This window comes from Sphingomonas yabuuchiae (genome assembly GCF_001477495.1).
Classification (GTDB): Bacteria; Pseudomonadota; Alphaproteobacteria; order Sphingomonadales; family Sphingomonadaceae; genus Sphingomonas; species Sphingomonas yabuuchiae_A.
Genome location: NZ_LDTF01000071.1, coordinates 1 through 16,726 on the forward strand (window position 1 = coordinate 1; position 16,726 = coordinate 16,726).

Consider the following 16,726-nt stretch of genomic DNA (forward strand, 5'->3'; position numbering starts at 1 on the left):
GATCGTCAGGCGCGGGGCGATATCGACGCCGTAATCGGCGGCGGTCTTGGTCGCCATCGGCTTGGACTTGGCCTTCATGATGTTGGGGAGCGAAGCATAGCGCGGCTCGTTGAGGCGCAGGTCGGTCGTCACGATCGCGGGCAGCGTCAGCGCCACCGTCTCCAGCCCGCCATCGACCTCGCGGGTGACGTTGGCGGTCTCGCCATCGATCTCGACCTTGGACGCGAACGTCCCTTGCGCCCAGCCGAGCAGCCCGGCCAGCATCTGCCCGGTCTGGTTGTTGTCGCCGTCGATCGCCTGCTTGCCCAGGATGACGAGGCCCGGCTGTTCCTCCTCGACCAACTTGGCTAGCAGCTTGGCGACGCCCAGCGGTTCGACCGCCTGTTCGGCGGTGATCAGCACCGCCCGGTCCGCGCCCATGGCGAGCGCGGTGCGCAGCGTGTCCGCCGCCTTGGGCTCGCCGATCGAGACGACGACGACCTCGGTCGCCGCCCCCTTCTCCTTCAGCCGGATCGCCTCTTCCACCGCGATCTCGTCGAACGGGTTCATCGACATCTTTACGTTCGCCAGATCGACGCCCGTCCCATCCGCCTTCACGCGCGGCTTTACGTTATAGTCCAACACCCGCTTCACGGGCACGACGATCTTCATGTCCACTCTCTCAATCAGAAGCTGAAGCGGCCGCCGATCGACGCGACGAACGCACGCGCGTTCTGCACCTGACCGTTGGTCAGGATCGGCGTCTGAACGGCCGTCCCCGCATAGGCGGCGGTGCGGCGGTCGATGCTGGCATTGGTGAAGTCGATATAGCTGCCCGCCGCATCCAGCGTGAAGCGCGGGGTCACTTGGTACGAACCACCGATCGAGTAATTCCAACGGTTCGCATCGGGCACGCGTGCGTCGCGATTACCGTTCTGGGTCGGGGTGATACCCCGTTGTGCACCGGCTCGCAGGGTCAGGCGATCCGTGGCCGCATAATCGAAGCCGCCCGCCAGCGAGAAGCTGTTCTTGTAATTTTCCGGAATGGCGGTGTTGATCGGCGCGCCCAGACGGATCGCGTCGAAATCAGCCCAGGTGAAGCGCACCGCCTGCGCGTTCAGGGTCAGCTTGTCAGTGGCGCGGAAGCGACCGGCGACGATGATCTGCGCGGGCGTGTAGAAGGTCGCGGTGGCGCCATCGATCGTCCGGTTCTGCCCAGCGAGCGGGCCGAGCAGGCCGCCCACTTCAAGGCTGCCCTTCAGATTGTGCTTGATCCGCGACTTGTAGCTGATGCCGACTGTCGCCCAGTCATTGTGCAGCTGGACACCCGCGGTCCACCCCAGATCCCAGCCATCGCCCTTCAGCCGCTGGAACCCATCGGGCAAAGCCGAAGACAGGTTGGGCAGCGCGTTGCCCAATTCGGCCTTGGTATATTGGACGTTCAACGCGCCGCCGACACGCAGCCAGTCGAGTAGCGCCACGCCGACCGACGGCTGGATATCGATGGTGCGCAATTCGGTCTTCAGTGCGCTGTACCGTGCCCAGCTGGTCGCATTATACTCGGTGGTGAAGCTGTACGGCGAGGTGACGGCCAGGCCGACGGCGACCCGATCGTTCAGCGGAATGGCGACCGCGCCCGACGGCACGATGCCGCGATTGATGGGATCACTCGACACCCGGTCGCCACCGACCGGCTGGAAGGTCGTCTGACCTGGACGACGGATCAGCGTACCATTGTCGACCACATCACCCTTGGGGATGATCGCCGATGCGCCCAGAACCGCCTCGCCGCGCTCCATGCCCGCAATCGCGGCCGGATTCCACCAGAGCGACGATGCACCGGTATCGGCACCCTCACCCGAAAAGGCGCGACCCTGGCCACGGGTCGACTGCTCCTGAAGGTAGAAGGCCTGGCCATGCGCCGCCCCCGCAAAGGCGAAGGACGAGGACAGGATAGCGGTCGCCAGAAGCGGTGCCTTGAGGGACTTGGTCATGAGCATACTCCCCGGAAATTCTTTTGATTGCGTTATGATTTAGCGAATGCGGGTCCAGGTCTGCGTCTTGCAGAGCGGCACGAAGACGCAGCCGCGCACCTTCAGCGTGTCCGCCCCTTCGGGCGTCAGTTTGGCGCCATAGGTCTTGCCATCCTCGGCATTGTAGATGGTGCCGCCGCCCCAGGCCACTCCATCCTGCGAAAAGCCCTGCAGGATCAGCAAGTTCTTGATCGGACGGTTGCGCAGCTTGGGATCGCGGTTGTTCTTGTCCGTCAAATTCGGATTGGTGCGCAGCCCCTCGGACGAAAGGATACGTCCGCAGACCGAGCTGCCGCATTTCTGGATTTCGACCACGCCGCCGCGCGTCTGGGTCTGCCAGCGGCCGACCACCGAGTCCGCATTCACACCGGCCGCTGCAAGGGCCATCGCCGTCAGGGTCAACAACATGCCTCTTCTCCTCTCCACACCCGCTTGTCGGGGCCGAAGCGCCGGCTTTTTAGCCGGTCGCTCCCTTATGCCTTCATTACCCTATACGTCCGCAATATGACGCATAGGAGAACAACATGTCATGCGTACGATGCCGGTTAACCGCAATCAAGCGTAACCGGCATCACATCACCTCAAAACGCCTCCAGTTCCAGCGCCATCGTCGAGCGCTTGCCCGACTTGATCGCCAGGAACGCCGCCGTCGCCTGCGGCAGGATGCGGTCGAAGAAGAACCCGGCGGTGGCGAGCTTGGCCTTGTAGAATCCCGCCTCGTCGGTGCCTTCGGCCAGCCGCTCGGTCGCGATCCGCGCCGACTTCAGGAAGCAATGCCCCATGCCGACCAGGCCCAGCAGGCGGAGGTAATCGGTCGCCGCCGCACCCGCCTCCTCGGGGTCCTTCATCCCCTTCTGCGCGATCATGCCGGTGCTGAGTTGCAGTGCGCCGAACGCCTGCTGCATCCCCGCCGCCCAGCCGGTGATGGCCTTGTCGTCATGCTTCACCAGCGCCTCGACCTGTTCGGACACGGCATGGAAGAAGGGACGCATGTAACGGCCCATATGCGCGGGCATCTTGCGGCCCACGAGGTCGAGCGCCTGGACGCCGTTGGTGCCCTCATAGATCTGGGCGATGCGGGCGTCGCGGACGAACTGCTCGATACCATGGTCGCGTATATAGCCGTGGCCGCCATGGACCTGCACCGCCATGTTCGCCGCGTCGAAGGCCAGGTCGGTGAACAGCGCCTTCACGACCGGGGTCAGCAGCGCGACGAAATCCGCCGCCCGCGACTGGTCGGCCGGGTCGATGGCATTCGCCTCGGCATCCAACCCGCGTGCCGCCCACTGACCCAGCGCACGGCAGCCTTCCGCATAGGCGCGCATGGTCATCAGCATCCGGCGCACGTCCGGGTGGACGATGATCGGATCGGCGGGCAGGTCGGGCCGCGCCGCCCCGCCCAGGGCACGGCCTTGCAAGCGGTCCTTCGCATAGGCGACCGCCGACTGGTACGCGACCTCGTTGATGCCCAGCCCCTGGATGCCGACCGAGACGCGCTCGGTGTTCATCATGGTGAACATCGCGGCCAGGCCCTTGTTCAGCTCGCCCACGACCCAGCCCTTGGAATCGTTGAACTCCAGCTGGCAGGTGGCCGACGCCTTCAGGCCCATCTTGTGCTCGATCGCCGCGACGCTGACGCCATTGGCCGGACCGACCGAGCCGTCATCCTTGGGCAGATACTTCGGCACCAGGAACAGGCTGATCCCCTTCACCCCCTTAGGCGCGTCGGGCGTGCGCGCGAGGACGAGGTGGATGACATTGTCGGTCAGGTCATGGTCACCCGCCGAGATGAAGATCTTGCCGCCGGTGAGACGGTACGACCCATCCTCCTGGGGCTCGGCGCGGGTACGGAGCAGACCCAGATCGGTGCCGCAATGCGCCTCGGTCAGGCACATCGTCCCCGACCATTCGCCCGAGATCATCTTGGGCAGGTAGAAACTCTTCAGGTCCTCCGAGCCATGGCCCATCAGCGCGGTGGTCGCGCCGTGCGTCAGGCCGGGATAGAGGCTGAACGAGAGGTTGGTCGCGCAGATCATCTCCTCGACCAGCTTGTTCACCGCCTCGGGCAGCCCCTGCCCGCCATATTCGACCGGCGAGGCGAGCGCGGCCCAGCCGCCTTCGCAGAACTGGCTATAGGCTTCCTTGAAACCGGCGGGCGTGCGGACGACGCCGTTCTCCAGCTTGCAGCCCTCGATGTCGCCCGTGGCGTTCAGCGGCAGCAGGACCTCCTGCGTGACGCGCGCCGCCTCTTCGAGGATGGCGTCGTACAGTTCGGGACCGAATTCGTCCTGCCCCGCGACGGGGCCGAACTCGTCCTCCTTGAACAGCTCATGGAGGACGAAACGCATGTCGCGTAGCGGTGCGTTATAGACTTGCATGGGATTATCCTCTCCCGATCAATTGCGCAGCGGCTTGCCGGTTTCGAGCATATGCTCGACCCGTGCCTGGGTCCGCGCGTCCTTGACGCTTTCCATGAAGGCTGCGCGTTCCAGCTTGAGCAGCTGATCCTCGCTCACCTCGTCGATGATGTCGGCCTCGCCGCCGGTGACGATGTTCGCCAGGCGGCCAGCGACCACCACGTCATAGGGCGTGGCGACGCCCTTCTTGGCGAAGTCGGCGACCGCGCCGTTGAACGCAACCCGTCCCGCCGCACCCGGCAGGCGGAAGACCGGCTTTTCGGGCGGCTGATAGCCCTCGACGAGCGACAGCGCCTTCTGCTTGGCATCGGCCAGCAGACGGTCGCGGTTCATGGTGATGCCATCGTCCTTGCGCAGATAGCCCAGGTCCTTGGCCAAAGCCGCCGAGCGCGACACCTGCGCGGTCGAGATGGTCTCGAACGCCTTCATCGCGGCAGGCATCGGCCCCTTCGGCGTCTTGGGCGACTTGGCGAGACGGTCGATCAGCTCGCCATTGCCGCCCCAGCCGGGGACCAGACCGACGCCGGTCTCGACCAGCCCGATATAGCTCTCCGCATGGGCCTGGATCGCATCGGCGTGGAGCAGGATTTCGCACCCGCCACCCAGCGCCATGCCCGCGGGCGCGGCGACCACCGGGAAGGGCGCGTATTTTAGCGCCTTGTACGCCTGCTGCCCCGCGACGACCAGCTTGTCGACCTCGCCCCAGGCCGCGATGTTCACCGCGAACATGGCGAGACCCAGGTTCGCACCCGCCGAGAAGTTGCTGCCCTCGTTATAGATGACCAGCGCCTTGTACTGGCTCTTCACCAGCGCGATGGTCTTCTGCAGGAGCGACAGCACCTGCTCGTCGAGCGCGTTCATCTTGCCGGTGAACTCGAAGGCGACAACGCCGTCACCGACATCCCAGGCCGAGGCCGAACCGTTCTTGAGCAACGGTTCGGAGCGCAGCTTGATGTCCTCGAGCAGCAGCACGCCATCGGCGCGGACGACATCGGCGTATTCGCCGCCTAGGGTCAGATACTGACGCTTGCCATCGACCACGCGGTAGAAGGGGCGGTCACCCGCCGTCTCCAGCAGCGCGGGCACCGGCTTACCCTCGGCGCGCAGCCGCTCGGCCAGCTTGCCCGGACCCATGCGGTCGATCAGCTCGAACGGGCCGAACTTCCAGTTATAGCCCAGCTTCATCGCGTCATCGATCGCGACCACATCGTCCGCCGCCTCGCCGACCAGCCCGGCGGCGTAGGACAGCACCGGGCCCAGCACCGCCCAGGCATAGTCGCCGACCTTGCCCGGCGTCGCGACCAGTGCGGCCAAGTCCTTTTCGGCGCGACCGGGCAGACGCTCGGGCTTCTTCTCCGCGCGATATTCGCCGGTCTTCAGGTCGATCGCCTGCTTGGCCTTGCTGCCGTCGGGCTTGCGATCGAGGCGGTAGAAGCCGCCCTTGCCCTTGCGGCCGGTGAAGCCGTCCGCGATCATCTTGTCGACCAGCGGCAGCGGGCGGATCGTGTCGAAATAGGCGTCGCCCTCCGGCAGCGTCGAGGATAGCGACTTGGCGAGCAGCGGCATCAGGTCGATGCCGACCAGGTCGATCAGCCCGAAAATGCCGGTCTTGGGCACGCCCATCGGACGGCCGCCGATCTGGTCGGCCTCCTCGACGGTCAGCCCCTGGTCCATCGCCGCATTGATCGCGACAGCCAGCCAATAGGTGCCGATGCGGTTGGCGATGAAGCCCGGCGTATCCTTGGCGCGGACGATTCGCTTGCCCATGCGGTGATCGACGAACTGCTCGACCTTGGCGGCGACACCGGCATCGGTGTGCTCGGAGGTCACGATCTCGATCAGCCGCATATAGCGCGGCGGGTTGAAGAAGTGGGTGATCAGGAAGTCGTTTTTGAACTGCTCCGACCGCCCCTCGACCAGATGGCCGAGCGGAATGGTCGAGGTGTTGGACGACACCGCTGTGCCGGGACGCTTCAGCTCTTCAAGACGAGCATAGAGCGCCTGCTTGATGTCCAGCCGCTCGACCACCGCCTCGACGATCCAGTCGCATTCGGCGACCTTATCGAGGTGATCTTCGATATTGCCCGTTTCGACCAGCTTGGCGGCGGTGGGCGACATGAAGGGCGCGGGCTCGGTCTTGAGCATCTTCGCCACGGCCCCCTTGGCCACCGCATCGCGGTCGGCGCCGTCCTTGGGCACGATGTCGAGCAGCAGGACGGGCACACCGGCATTGGCGACCTGCGCCGCAATGCCAGCCCCCATCACGCCTGCGCCGATCACGCAAACCTTGTTGATCGTCTCAGCCATCATGCACGCTCCAGAACCGTGGCGATGCCCTGCCCGCCGCCGATGCACTGGGTCGCCAGCGCATACTGACCGCCGTCACGCGCCAGCAGCGCCGCCGCCTTGCCGACGATGCGCGCACCGGTCGCGCCCAGCGGATGGCCGATCGCGATCGCGCCGCCGTCCTTGTTGATCGTCTCGTCCTTCAGGCCCAGGTCGCGGATGCAGGCGATGGCCTGGCTAGCAAAGGCTTCGTTGATCTCGACGACATCGAGGTCGCCGGCCGAAATGCCCGCGCGCTCCAGCGCTTTCTTCGACGAACCGATCGGGCCGAGACCCATCGTCTCCGGCTCGCAGCCCGAAATGCCGACCGCCTTGATGCGGGCAAGGATCTTCAGGCCGTGGCGCTTGGCGAACTCTTCCGAGGTGACCAGCACCGCGGCCGCACCATCGGTAAGCGGCGAGGCGGTGCCCGCCGTCACGGTGCCGTCCTTGTCGAAGGCGGGCTTCAGGCCGGACAGAACTTCCTCGGTCGTGTCGGGGCGGATCAGGCCGTCCTCGGTCACATCGCCAGCCTTGGTGTGGATCGGCACGATCTCGTCGGCCAGACGGCCTGCGGTGCGTGCCTCGGCAGCCTTTTTCTGGCTGGCGACCGCGAACTTTTCCTGCTCGGCGCGGGTGATCTGGTACTTCTCCGCGACATTCTCGGCGGTCTGGCCCATGCCCATATAGGCACCCGGCCGGGCAGCGGCGAGTTCGGGATTGGGAAGCGGGTTATAGCCGCCCATCGGCACCCGGCTCATCGACTCGATCCCGGCGCAGATGAAAGCCTCGCCCGCGCCGATCTGAATCTGGCCCATGGCGATGTGGATGGCCGACATGGACGATCCGCAGAAGCGGTTCACCGTCATGCCGCCGACCGAGAGCGGCAGGTCCGCCAGCAGACCGATCAGCCGCGCGACGTTCATCCCCTGCTCGCCCTCGGGAAAGGCGCAGCCCAGGATGATGTCCTCGATCTGCGAGGCATCGACGCCGGTCCGGTCGATCAGGCCACGAATCACCTGCGCGGTCAGGTCATCGGGACGAACCCGTGCGAGCGCGCCCTTGCCAGCCTGGGTGAAGGGAGAGCGGGCATAGCCTGCGATCACGATGTTGGTCATCCAATCCTCTCTTTATGGGCTTGCGGCCTAACGTTAAGGTGCGTTACCTACCCTATACGTCAACACAATAAGCAACTCGACCGCAATCGACAACCGGGTATGGTCGAAAAAAGATATAGGAGAGCGACGCGATGACGGCAGGAGCCATCGGGGAAACCACGACAGGCGGTGTACCGGGTCAGGCGACGGGACGCCCTCTGGTCTTCGAGCCGCGGCTGCTGACCGACATGTTCGAGACCACGGTACGGCGGCATGGGTCGCGGCCCGCCATCGACTTCATGGGTCGAATCACCCGCTATGACGAATTGGGTGCGATGGTCGACAAGGCCGCCGCCGGGCTTCAGGCGCTGGGCGTGAAACAGGGCACCCGCGTCGCGCTCTGCCTGCCCAACATCATCTATTACCCGGTGCTCTACTTCGCGACGCTGAAGGCCGGGGGCATCGTCGTCAACGTCAACCCGCTCTATGTCGAGCGCGAACTATGCCATCTGCTGGAGGATTCGGGCGCGGAGATCATCGCGACCTGCGACATTCCAGACATCTATGGCCGCGTGTCTCATGTCGCCGAGAAGCTGGGCCTGCGCCACGTCATCTCCTGCCCGGTCGCGGGTGCGCTGCCGACCGTAAAGGGCCTGGCCTATCGCCTGCTCAAGCATTCGATGATCGCCGCCCCCGGCCCCTCGCCCCGCCACCTCACCTTCGGGCAGCTGATGAAGCGCGGCGGTGCTCTGACGCCGGTATCGGCCAGCCCCGACGATGTGGCGGTGCTGCAATATACCGGCGGCACCACCGGGAGCCCGAAGGCGGCGATGCTGTCGCACGCCAATCTCGTCGCCAATGCCGATGCGATGGTCATCCATACCGGCGGCGAGGAGATGATCGGCGAGGAGCGCATCCTGGGCGTCCTCCCCCTCTTCCACGTCTTTGCGCTGACCACCGTGCTCAGCTTCGCGATCCGGGTCGGCGCGGAGATGATCCTGCTTCCCCGGTTCGAACTGGACCAGGTGCTCAAGACCATCGCGCGCAGCCGACCGACCTATTTCCCCGCCGTCCCCACCATCTACAATGCGATCGCGGGCGTGGCGGAAGCGCGCAAGGTCGACTTGTCGGCGATCAAGGCCTGTATCTCGGGCGGTGCCCCCCTGCCCGCCGAGGTGCGTATTGCGTTCGAGAACACGACCGGCGGCAAGCTGGTCGAGGGCTATGGCCTGTCCGAAGCGTCGCCGATCATCACCTGCAACCCGATCATCGGCGAGAACAAGGGCGGATCGGCGGGCCAGCCCTTCCCCGGCACGGTCATCGAAATCCGCGACCGCGACAATCCCGACTGGTTGATGCCGCCGGGCGAGGTCGGCGAAATCTGCGCGCGCGGCCCCCAGGTCATGTCCGGTTACTGGAATAAGCCGACCGAGAGCGAGCAGGTCTTCATCCACGGCGCGCTGCGCACCGGCGATGTCGGCTATCTGGACGAGGACGGCTATCTGTTCATCGTCGACCGGATCAAGGACGTCATCCTGTGCGGCGGCTACAACGTCTATCCGCGTATGATCGAGGAGGCGCTGTACGAACATCCCGCGGTCGCCGAAGCCGTCGTCATCGGCATACCCGATCCCTATCGCGGCCAGTCGCCCAAAGCGTTCGTCAAGCTCGCCGCCGATCACCACGCCACGCCCGAGGAACTGCGTGTGTTCCTTCAGGACAAGGTCAGCAAGATCGAACTTCCCCGCGAGGTCGAAATCCGCGAAAGCCTGCCCAAGACCCTGATCGGCAAATTGTCGAAGAAGGAACTGGTTGAGGAAGAATTGGCCAAGGCCGCTGCGGCGGCGGTGCGGCCCGTGGGGGAATAGACGGTGGGGGAAAATGAGGAGCTTCGCGGCATCCAGGATGTCGCGAACAGCCTGGGCGTGACGACGCGCACGCTGCGTTTCTATGAGGATCGCGGACTGATCGAGCCGCGCCGCGTCGGCACGGCGCGCGTCTATTCCAAGCGCGAGACGGGCCGGATGCAATTGATCCTGCGCGGCAAGCGGCTGGGTTTTTCCCTCCGCGAGATTGAGGAATTCCTGCGGTTGTACGATGCCGATCCGCAGCATGTCGAACAGATGCGCGTGCTAGCCGAGCGGTGCCGCGAGCGGGTCGATGAACTCCGCCAGCAGATGACAGCGCTGGTCCAGACGGTCGACGAACTGGAGACGATCGAACGCGAAGCGCGCGAACGGATCGCGAAGGCGGGGACGTAGCCGCCTCCTATTCCTCCCCTACAAGGGGAGGTGGCAGTCCGCAGGACTGACGGAGGGGTGTCACCATCAGCGGGGTCACCCCTCCACCAGCTTCGCTGGTCCCCCTCCCCTTGCAGGGGAGGAATTAGGAATTAAGCCTCCGTCGGCGCGCGCCAGCCCAGGCCGAGCGCCTTTTGCAGCGCCACATAGTCGTTCGTCAGCCCGGCGACCGCCTGCGACAGCGACTGCTGCGCCGCCACCCGCTGCCGTTCGGCGTCCAGCGTGTCGATCAGCGTGGCCGCCCCCGCCCGATAGCGCTGCTGCATCAACACCGCCGAGCGATCCGCCGACGCCTTGGCCCGGGCCAGCGTCGCCACCGTGTTCCGCCGCGCCCGGAAGCGCGACAGCGAATCCTCCGCATCGCGCAACGCCGACAGGACCGCACCGCGATAACGCGCTTCCGCCTCGTCGCGCGCGCCCTCGGCCTGACCGACCCGCGCATTGGCGAGGCCGAAGTTCAGCACGTTCCACTGCAGCATCGGCGCGCCCAGCGTCACCAGATTGTCGAGATCGGTCAGCGCGTCGAGCGAGGTGCCGCCGATGCCGATGATCCCCATCAGGTTGAGGCGCGGAAACTTCGCCGCTTCCGCCACGCCGATCCGCGCGGTCTGGGCCGCGAGATTGCGCTCGGCGGCACGGATGTCCGGGCGACGCTGGAGCAGGGCGGTCGGATCGCCGACCGCCACCTGCGCTGGCGGCAAGGGCACCTGCCCCGGCTGGCTCAACCGCTGATCGAGCGTGCCCGGCGCTTCCCCGATCAGGATGGCGAGCGCGTTGAGATAGGTCTCGACGGAGGAAGACAGCGGCAGGATCTGCGCATCGGTGCTCTCCACCTGGTTGCGCAGCCGCTCGACCTCCAGCTGCGAGGCGGTGCCGTTGTTGAAGCGCTGGAGCGTCAGGTTCAGCGTATCGCGCTGCATCTTCGACGCCTCGCGCGCCAGGATCAGCCGCTGCTGCGCGTCGCGAAGCCCGATATAGGCCTGGGCGACATCGGCGCTGAGCGATACCTGCGCATCGGCGACATTGGCCTCCGCCGCCTCGGCGCTGGCGCGGGCCGCCTCGACGGTGCGACGACGTCCGCCGAACAGGTCGATCTCCCAGCTGGCATCGAAGCCCAGGTTGAAGAAGTCGACATTGGTGCCACCGCCCGAGCCGTTCGCCGAACCGCCGGACGCGCCGCCATTGGCGCCGCCCTGCTCCCCGCTACTACCGCCAAGGTTGAGTTCGGGGAGATTGGCGTGAAGATAGGTCGCGCTGGCATTGGCATTGGGGGCCTGGTTGGCCCGCTCCAGCCGCAGCGCCGAACGCGCCTGCTTCAGCCGGGCCTGCGCCACCGCGACGTTCGGGTTGGACTCGAGTGCCCGCTGCTCCAGCCAGGTCAGCATGGGATCGTTCAGCGTCGTCCACCAGTCGGCGACCGCGGGGGCAGTCGTCGCCAGCGTGGTGTCGGCGCGCGCGAACCCGGCGGGCGGGCTCGCGGCCGAGCCGATGGCCTTGGGCGGTCCGGCATAGTTTGGCCCGACGGTGCAGGCCCCCAGGAGGAGGAGCGGGATGAGGGAAAGCTGCTTGCGCATCATGGGTCTCAATGCATCGCCACGGGGCCGCCCTTGGGCAGCGGGCGGAGGAACAGGACAAGCGGCATCACCATGATGATGCCGACGCACAGGATGAAGAACAGGTCGTTATAGGTCATGACCAGCGCCTGTTGCCGGATCGTGTTGCCGATCATGCGCAACGCGGCATCGGCGCTGCCGAACTGCTGGGTCAGCGAGTCGATCCAGCCCTGGGTCGAACCCGAATTGGCCGACAGCGATTCCTCCAGCCGACGCTCATGCAGGAAGCTGCGCTGGTCCTGCACCGTGGCGATGCCCGCCAGCGCGAACGAGCCGCCCAGGTTGCGCGCCGCGCTGAACAGCCCGGCCGCATCGCCCGCCTGCGACGGCGGCACCGACGAAATCGCCGCCTGGTTCAGGAACAACATGCCCAGGATTGTGCCGACACCGCGCAACAATTGGCTGTCGGTGAACGAGCTGCCGGTGGAATCGGCGGTCAGCACCGTGTCGATCCCCGCGCTCAGCGCCATGATGCCCAGCCCCAGGCCGACCGCGATGCGGATGTCGACCTTCTTGATGAGGATCGGGGTGAAGGGCATCATCAGGAGGCTGGGAATGCCGCTGAGCAGCACGACCTTGCCCGCCTGGAACGCGTTATAGCCGGCGATCGAGGCGAGGAACTGCGGGATCACATATGAGGTGCCGTAAAGCACCATGCCCAGCACGATCCCCATGATGACCACGCTGCCGAACTGACGGTCGAGCAACAGTTTCAGCCGGATGACCGGGCGCGATGCGACGAACTGGCCCGCGAACAACAGGCCGAAGCCGAAGATCGACAGCGCGGTCAGCTCGATGATCTCGCGCGACTCGAACCACTGCTCGCGCTGTCCCTCTTCCAGCACGACGGTCAAGCCGCCCAGCCCGAGCGCGAGGCCCGCAATGCCCAGCCAGTCGGCCTTGGCCAGCTCGGACAGATGCGGCTTCTGATGCGGCAAGCCGACGAGCAGCAGCGTGACGAGCACCGCGCCGACCGGGATGTTCAGGAAAAAGGCATAGTGCCAGCTGACATTCTCGGTCAGCCAGCCGCCGATCAGCGGCCCCATCACGGGCCCCAGAATGGCGGTGACCCCGAAGAACGCCGTGCCGATCGGTTGCTGCTCGCGCGGCAGCCGGGTGGCGATGATGGTCAGCGCGGTCGGGATCAGCGCGCCGCCGGTGATGCCCTGCCCCGCGCGTCCGATGATCATCATCGTCAGGTTGGTCGACAGGCCGCAGACCACCGAAAATCCGGTGAACAGGATTGAGGCGATCAGCAGGAAGGTGCGCAGGCCGAGCAGCCGCTCCAGCCATGCCGACAGCGGAATGATGATGATCTCGGCGACCAGATAGGAGGTCGCGATCCACGTCCCCTCGGTCCCGCTCGCGCCGATCTCACCCTGGATGGTCGGGAGCGCCGAGTTGACGATCGAGATGTCGAGCGTCGCCATCAGCGCGCCGATGCTGCCCGCCGCGACAGCGAGCCAGGCGGTCAGGTCGGCTTTTGCCGGTGCGCCGCCCCCCTGGGCGGCCGAACCGGCCTTATTGCCCCGAGCGGGGGCGGCGGCGGCGCTCACCGGCCCTGCGCCCCCTGCCGCGCTTCGTTATGCTGGTCCTGCTGCTCGGCGATGTGCTTCAGCGCGCCCTTGGCCGAACGGGTGTCGATGGTCACCTCGACCGACATGCCCGGCACCATCAGCGCGCGGGTCTGCGCATCGGCGTCGACCGCGATGCGGACGGGCACGCGCTGCACGATCTTGGTGAAGTTGCCGGTCGCGTTCTGCGGCGGCAGCAGCGAGAATTGCGCCCCGGTGCCCGGTGCCACGCTCTCGACATGGCCCTTGATCTCGACGCCCGGCAGCGCATCGACATCGATCTTCACCGGCTGGCCGGGACGCATCAGGCCCAGCTGCGTCTCCTTGAAGTTCGCATTGATGTACAGCTGGCTGACCGGCACGATCGACATGGTTCGCGTGCCCGCCTGCAGGAACTGGCCGACGCGCACCGTCTTGTTGCCCACGCGACCGCCGATCGAGGCGCGGATCGTGGTCGAGCCCAGATTGACCTCCGCGGCGTCCAGCTGCGCCTTGGCAGCCTGCCCCTGCGAACGCGCCTGCTGCACCTGCGCGTCGAGCGTGCCGATGCGGCGACGCGACGCGGCCAGCGCGGCGGAAGCGGCGGCGACTTTGGCATTGGCCTGACGCGCCTGGTTCTGAAGCTGCGACAGACGCTCACGGCTTTCGGCGCCCGACGCGGCGAGCGGCGTGTAGCGCGTCACCTCGGCCTGCGCGAAGGCGGCGTCGCTCTGCGCGGCGCGGAGATCGGCCTCGGCGCGGTCGATCGCGGCCTGCTGTTCCTTGATCTGCGCCTGAACGCCCTCGGCATTGGCGCGGGCGACACCGATCTGCGCCTGAATCTGCGCGGTCTGCGCCTGATAGTCGCGGGTATCGATCTGGAGCAGCGGCTGGCCCGCCTGGACATTCTGGTTTTCGCCGACGAACACCTTGTCGACATAGCCCGAGACCTTGGGCGCGACCGTCACCGCATCCGCCTGGATGAAGGCGTCGTTGGTCGTCTGCATATATTGGCCGACGCTTTTGTAATTGGCGTACCAGAATACGCCGCCGATCACGGCGACGGCCGCGACGACCAGCAGGATGACGCGGATGCGCCGCTTCTTGGCGGGCGATACGGGGGTCTTGTCCTCCGCCGCGTCCGCATCCTGGCGCTCGGCGTCCTGCCCCTCATTCACTTGGTTTGCGTCGGCCACACCGGCCTCCCTGTCGATGGAATCAAAAGAACTGGATGGTGCATTTGCTCGCACTTGCACAATAAGGCAAGACCATTTATTGAGCTACCTCATATTATGTGCGATTATGAAACCCTGGCGCTTCGCTACAGCCGCATCTATCTGCGTTTCCACCGCCTTCTCGACCGGCAGATGGCCGCGCAGGGCGCTTCGCTGGCGCGGACCAAGATGCTCCACTTCATTGCGAACAACGCGCCGGTTCGTGCCGCCGATGTCGCCGACTGGTTCGATCTGGCGCCGCGCACGGTGACGCAGGCGATCGACACGATGGAGCGCGACTCGCTGGTGGTGCGCGTGCCCGACCCGGACGACCGGCGGGCGAAGCGGCTCGACATCACCGATCACGGGCGGCAAGTCCTGCGCCAGACCGAGCCGCTGCGGCGGACGTTGATCGCCCAGGCCTTCGGCTTGCTGAACGACGAGGAGGTCGGGCAGTTCGCGCGAGTCCTCGACAAGATGGAACAGGCGATCGAGGGTTCGCCCGGCGATCAAAACCGCGATCAGATCCGCTCGCCATAGAAACGCAGCGCGGCGGGCGGATCGCTGGGCCGCCCGCCCTGTGCCACCACATGCGCGGCACGGACGGCGGCGCCGAGGCTGCCGGCGCGAAACGGCTTGGCGATGCAGCCGATGACGAGCGGATGGCCGCCGCGCTCCGGACAATTGCCGCTCAGGAAGATGCAGGGAATGCCGCGATCGGCGAGCAATTGCGCGGCCGTCAGCCCGCTATCGCCATCGGCCAGCTTCACATCGCAAAGCGCAAGGTCGGGCCGCTCCTGATCCGCGATCGCCAGGGCGGCGGAGACGGTATCGGCAATGCCGATGACGCGGTGGCCGTGCAGCGTCAGCGCGTCCTCGACCAGCATCGCGACCAGCGCCTCGTCCTCGATAACGAGGAGGTTGAGCGGGGTCTCGTCGTCGCGATCGTCACCGACCCATTCGTCAGGATGCGGAGCGAGCCCCGTATGCGCCGCCGTCATGCGGCATGACCAAGATCAGGCACCCATCATCCTCGTTCGTCAACGTCGCGCGCAACTGATGGCAGAGCCTCACCACCAATCGATCCCGGTCGACCACATCGGCGATACGTCCCCATCCGGTCGCCTGAAACGAGATACGGAGCATTTCGTTCCCCGGCGCTCCGTTCACCGTAAAGCCGATGTGCGGCACCCCCGCCGCTTGCGCCATCAGCGCATCGAGCAGCAACGCGGCCGCCACCGCCCGCTCGATCGACACGGCAACCGGGCCGTCGACCGTGATCGGCATGTCCCCGGTTTCGCCGCGCAGCTGCACGATCACGTCGCCGAACAGCGCGGGCAAGTCGACCAGCCCCGGATCGGCGGTGGCGTAGAGCGGCCGGTGCGCGCTGGCCAGCACCTGCAACCGTTCGGCCGCCCGCATCAGCGCGCGGCGCGTGCCGGTATCGGGAGCCTGACGCCCCTCATGCGAGACAAGACCGATCGCCACCTGCAGCGCGTTGCGGACCCGGTGGTTCAGCTCGGCCAGCAACCGCGCCTGGGTATCGAGCCCGCGCCGCAGCGCCTCCTCGATCCGCAACCGATGCTGCGCCAACGCGGCATAATGACAGAGCAACAATAACAGCCGCCGCTCCTCCTCGTCGAACGGCCGCGCCGCGCGCCGCCCGAAGCCGAGCGTACCCAACAACTCGTCCCCGTGCAGCAGCGGCATGCACAGATAGACCTGGACGCCCAGCGACCGAACGAACTCCGTCCGTTCCTCGCCACTGGTCTGGATATCGGTCAGGTGCAGCGTGCGTCGCTCACGCATCGCCTGGCCGCAGACGGAGGGGCCGATGTCCAGACCGGCCGCCGCCTGCCACTCGGCCCGGGTCAGGCCGCCTGCGGTCTCCAGCCGGATGGCTTCACCATCGCGGCGGAAGTGGAAAAAGACGTCGAGGCGCAATTCGTCGCGGATCAGCGCGAACAGCGAGTCGATCATGGCGGCGGGATCATCCGCCGCCATCAGCCGGTCGGTCGCCGCCACCACCAGCGACAGATAACGCTGCGCATCGGCGGGGTCGGCGGCTGCCGCCCCGTTCGCTTCGCCGGACAGCGGTAAAGGCGGGAATGAAGGTGGGGGGAGAGCCACGGGCGTCAGCGTAACGCCAACGGCCCGTGGCTCCAAGGGTCGTTTCAGATAAATCCATGGAGCGG

Annotated in this window: 14 protein-coding genes; 3 read left to right on the forward strand and 11 right to left on the reverse strand. The window is 66.3% G+C overall.

The genetic code is table 11. From position 1 onward, the window contains the following. The 6 genes from NS355_RS12695 to NS355_RS12720 form a co-directional block, all read right to left on the reverse strand. A partial coding sequence (locus NS355_RS12695; protein ID WP_058746057.1) for an electron transfer flavoprotein subunit beta/FixA family protein occupies nucleotides 1–651 on the reverse strand: 651 nt, incomplete at its 3' end. Nucleotides 652–665: 14 nt separating this feature from the next. Then, nucleotides 666–1,979: an OmpP1/FadL family transporter gene (locus NS355_RS12700; protein ID WP_209445085.1), complete on the reverse strand. Its 1,314-nt coding sequence runs from the start codon at nucleotides 1,977–1,979 to the stop codon at nucleotides 666–668. 33 nt (nucleotides 1,980–2,012) lie between these two features. Beyond that, complete coding sequence (locus NS355_RS12705; protein WP_058746058.1) at nucleotides 2,013–2,420, reverse strand: DUF2147 domain-containing protein; 408 nt, start codon at nucleotides 2,418–2,420, stop codon at nucleotides 2,013–2,015. 173 nt (nucleotides 2,421–2,593) lie between these two features. Further along, the gene (locus NS355_RS12710) at nucleotides 2,594–4,390 is read right to left on the reverse strand and encodes an acyl-CoA dehydrogenase C-terminal domain-containing protein (protein WP_058746059.1); all 1,797 of its coding nucleotides are present in this window, start codon (nucleotides 4,388–4,390) and stop codon (nucleotides 2,594–2,596) included. Nucleotides 4,391–4,408: 18 nt separating this feature from the next. Further along, a complete protein-coding gene (locus tag NS355_RS12715) occupies nucleotides 4,409–6,736 on the reverse strand; it encodes a 3-hydroxyacyl-CoA dehydrogenase/enoyl-CoA hydratase family protein (RefSeq protein WP_058746093.1) in 2,328 nt (775 codons plus the stop codon). Next, nucleotides 6,736–7,872 (reverse strand): thiolase family protein, encoded by a 1,137-nt coding sequence (locus NS355_RS12720; RefSeq protein WP_058746060.1) that lies wholly within the window; start codon nucleotides 7,870–7,872, stop codon nucleotides 6,736–6,738. Before NS355_RS12720 ends, NS355_RS12715 begins: the two co-directional genes overlap by 1 nt. A 131-nt stretch (nucleotides 7,873–8,003) precedes the next feature. Between NS355_RS12720 and NS355_RS12725 the strand changes: the two genes are divergently transcribed. Both NS355_RS12725 and NS355_RS12730 read left to right on the forward strand, forming a co-directional pair. Beyond that, the gene (locus tag NS355_RS12725) at nucleotides 8,004–9,719 is read left to right on the forward strand and encodes a long-chain-fatty-acid--CoA ligase (protein WP_058746061.1); all 1,716 of its coding nucleotides are present in this window, start codon (nucleotides 8,004–8,006) and stop codon (nucleotides 9,717–9,719) included. Between the two features lie 3 nt (nucleotides 9,720–9,722). Then, nucleotides 9,723–10,112: a MerR family transcriptional regulator gene (locus tag NS355_RS12730; protein WP_058746062.1), complete on the forward strand. Its 390-nt coding sequence runs from the start codon at nucleotides 9,723–9,725 to the stop codon at nucleotides 10,110–10,112. A 131-nt stretch (nucleotides 10,113–10,243) separates the two neighbouring features. On the opposite strand, the gene NS355_RS12735 is transcribed toward NS355_RS12730, so the two are convergent. The 3 genes from NS355_RS12735 to NS355_RS12745 are packed head-to-tail and all read right to left on the reverse strand — an operon-like array spanning nucleotide 10,244 to nucleotide 14,513. Next, nucleotides 10,244–11,725, reverse strand: coding sequence for an efflux transporter outer membrane subunit (locus tag NS355_RS12735; RefSeq protein WP_058746094.1), 1,482 nt, complete (start codon nucleotides 11,723–11,725; stop codon nucleotides 10,244–10,246). 8 nt (nucleotides 11,726–11,733) lie between these two features. Then, nucleotides 11,734–13,320, reverse strand: a complete 1,587-nt coding sequence (locus tag NS355_RS12740) for an MDR family MFS transporter (protein WP_058746063.1) — start codon at nucleotides 13,318–13,320, stop codon at nucleotides 11,734–11,736. Continuing rightward, nucleotides 13,317–14,513 (reverse strand): HlyD family secretion protein, encoded by a 1,197-nt coding sequence (locus NS355_RS12745; RefSeq protein WP_084787911.1) that lies wholly within the window; start codon nucleotides 14,511–14,513, stop codon nucleotides 13,317–13,319. The genes NS355_RS12740 and NS355_RS12745 overlap by 4 nt, the downstream gene beginning before the upstream one ends. A 96-nt stretch (nucleotides 14,514–14,609) precedes the next feature. On the opposite strand from NS355_RS12745, the gene NS355_RS12750 reads away from it, so the two are divergent. Beyond that, nucleotides 14,610–15,071, forward strand: a complete 462-nt coding sequence (locus tag NS355_RS12750; RefSeq protein WP_058746064.1) for a MarR family winged helix-turn-helix transcriptional regulator — start codon at nucleotides 14,610–14,612, stop codon at nucleotides 15,069–15,071. On the opposite strand, the gene NS355_RS12755 is transcribed toward NS355_RS12750, so the two are convergent. Both NS355_RS12755 and NS355_RS12760 read right to left on the reverse strand, forming a co-directional pair. Further along, complete coding sequence (locus NS355_RS12755) at nucleotides 15,053–15,532, reverse strand: response regulator (protein ID WP_058746065.1); 480 nt, start codon at nucleotides 15,530–15,532, stop codon at nucleotides 15,053–15,055. The two genes, NS355_RS12750 and NS355_RS12755, sit on opposite strands and share 19 nt — an antisense overlap. Next, nucleotides 15,495–16,661, reverse strand: a complete 1,167-nt coding sequence (locus NS355_RS12760; protein WP_153008214.1) for a GAF domain-containing protein — start codon at nucleotides 16,659–16,661, stop codon at nucleotides 15,495–15,497. Before NS355_RS12760 ends, NS355_RS12755 begins: the two co-directional genes overlap by 38 nt. Between the last annotated feature and the right edge of the window lie 65 nt (nucleotides 16,662–16,726).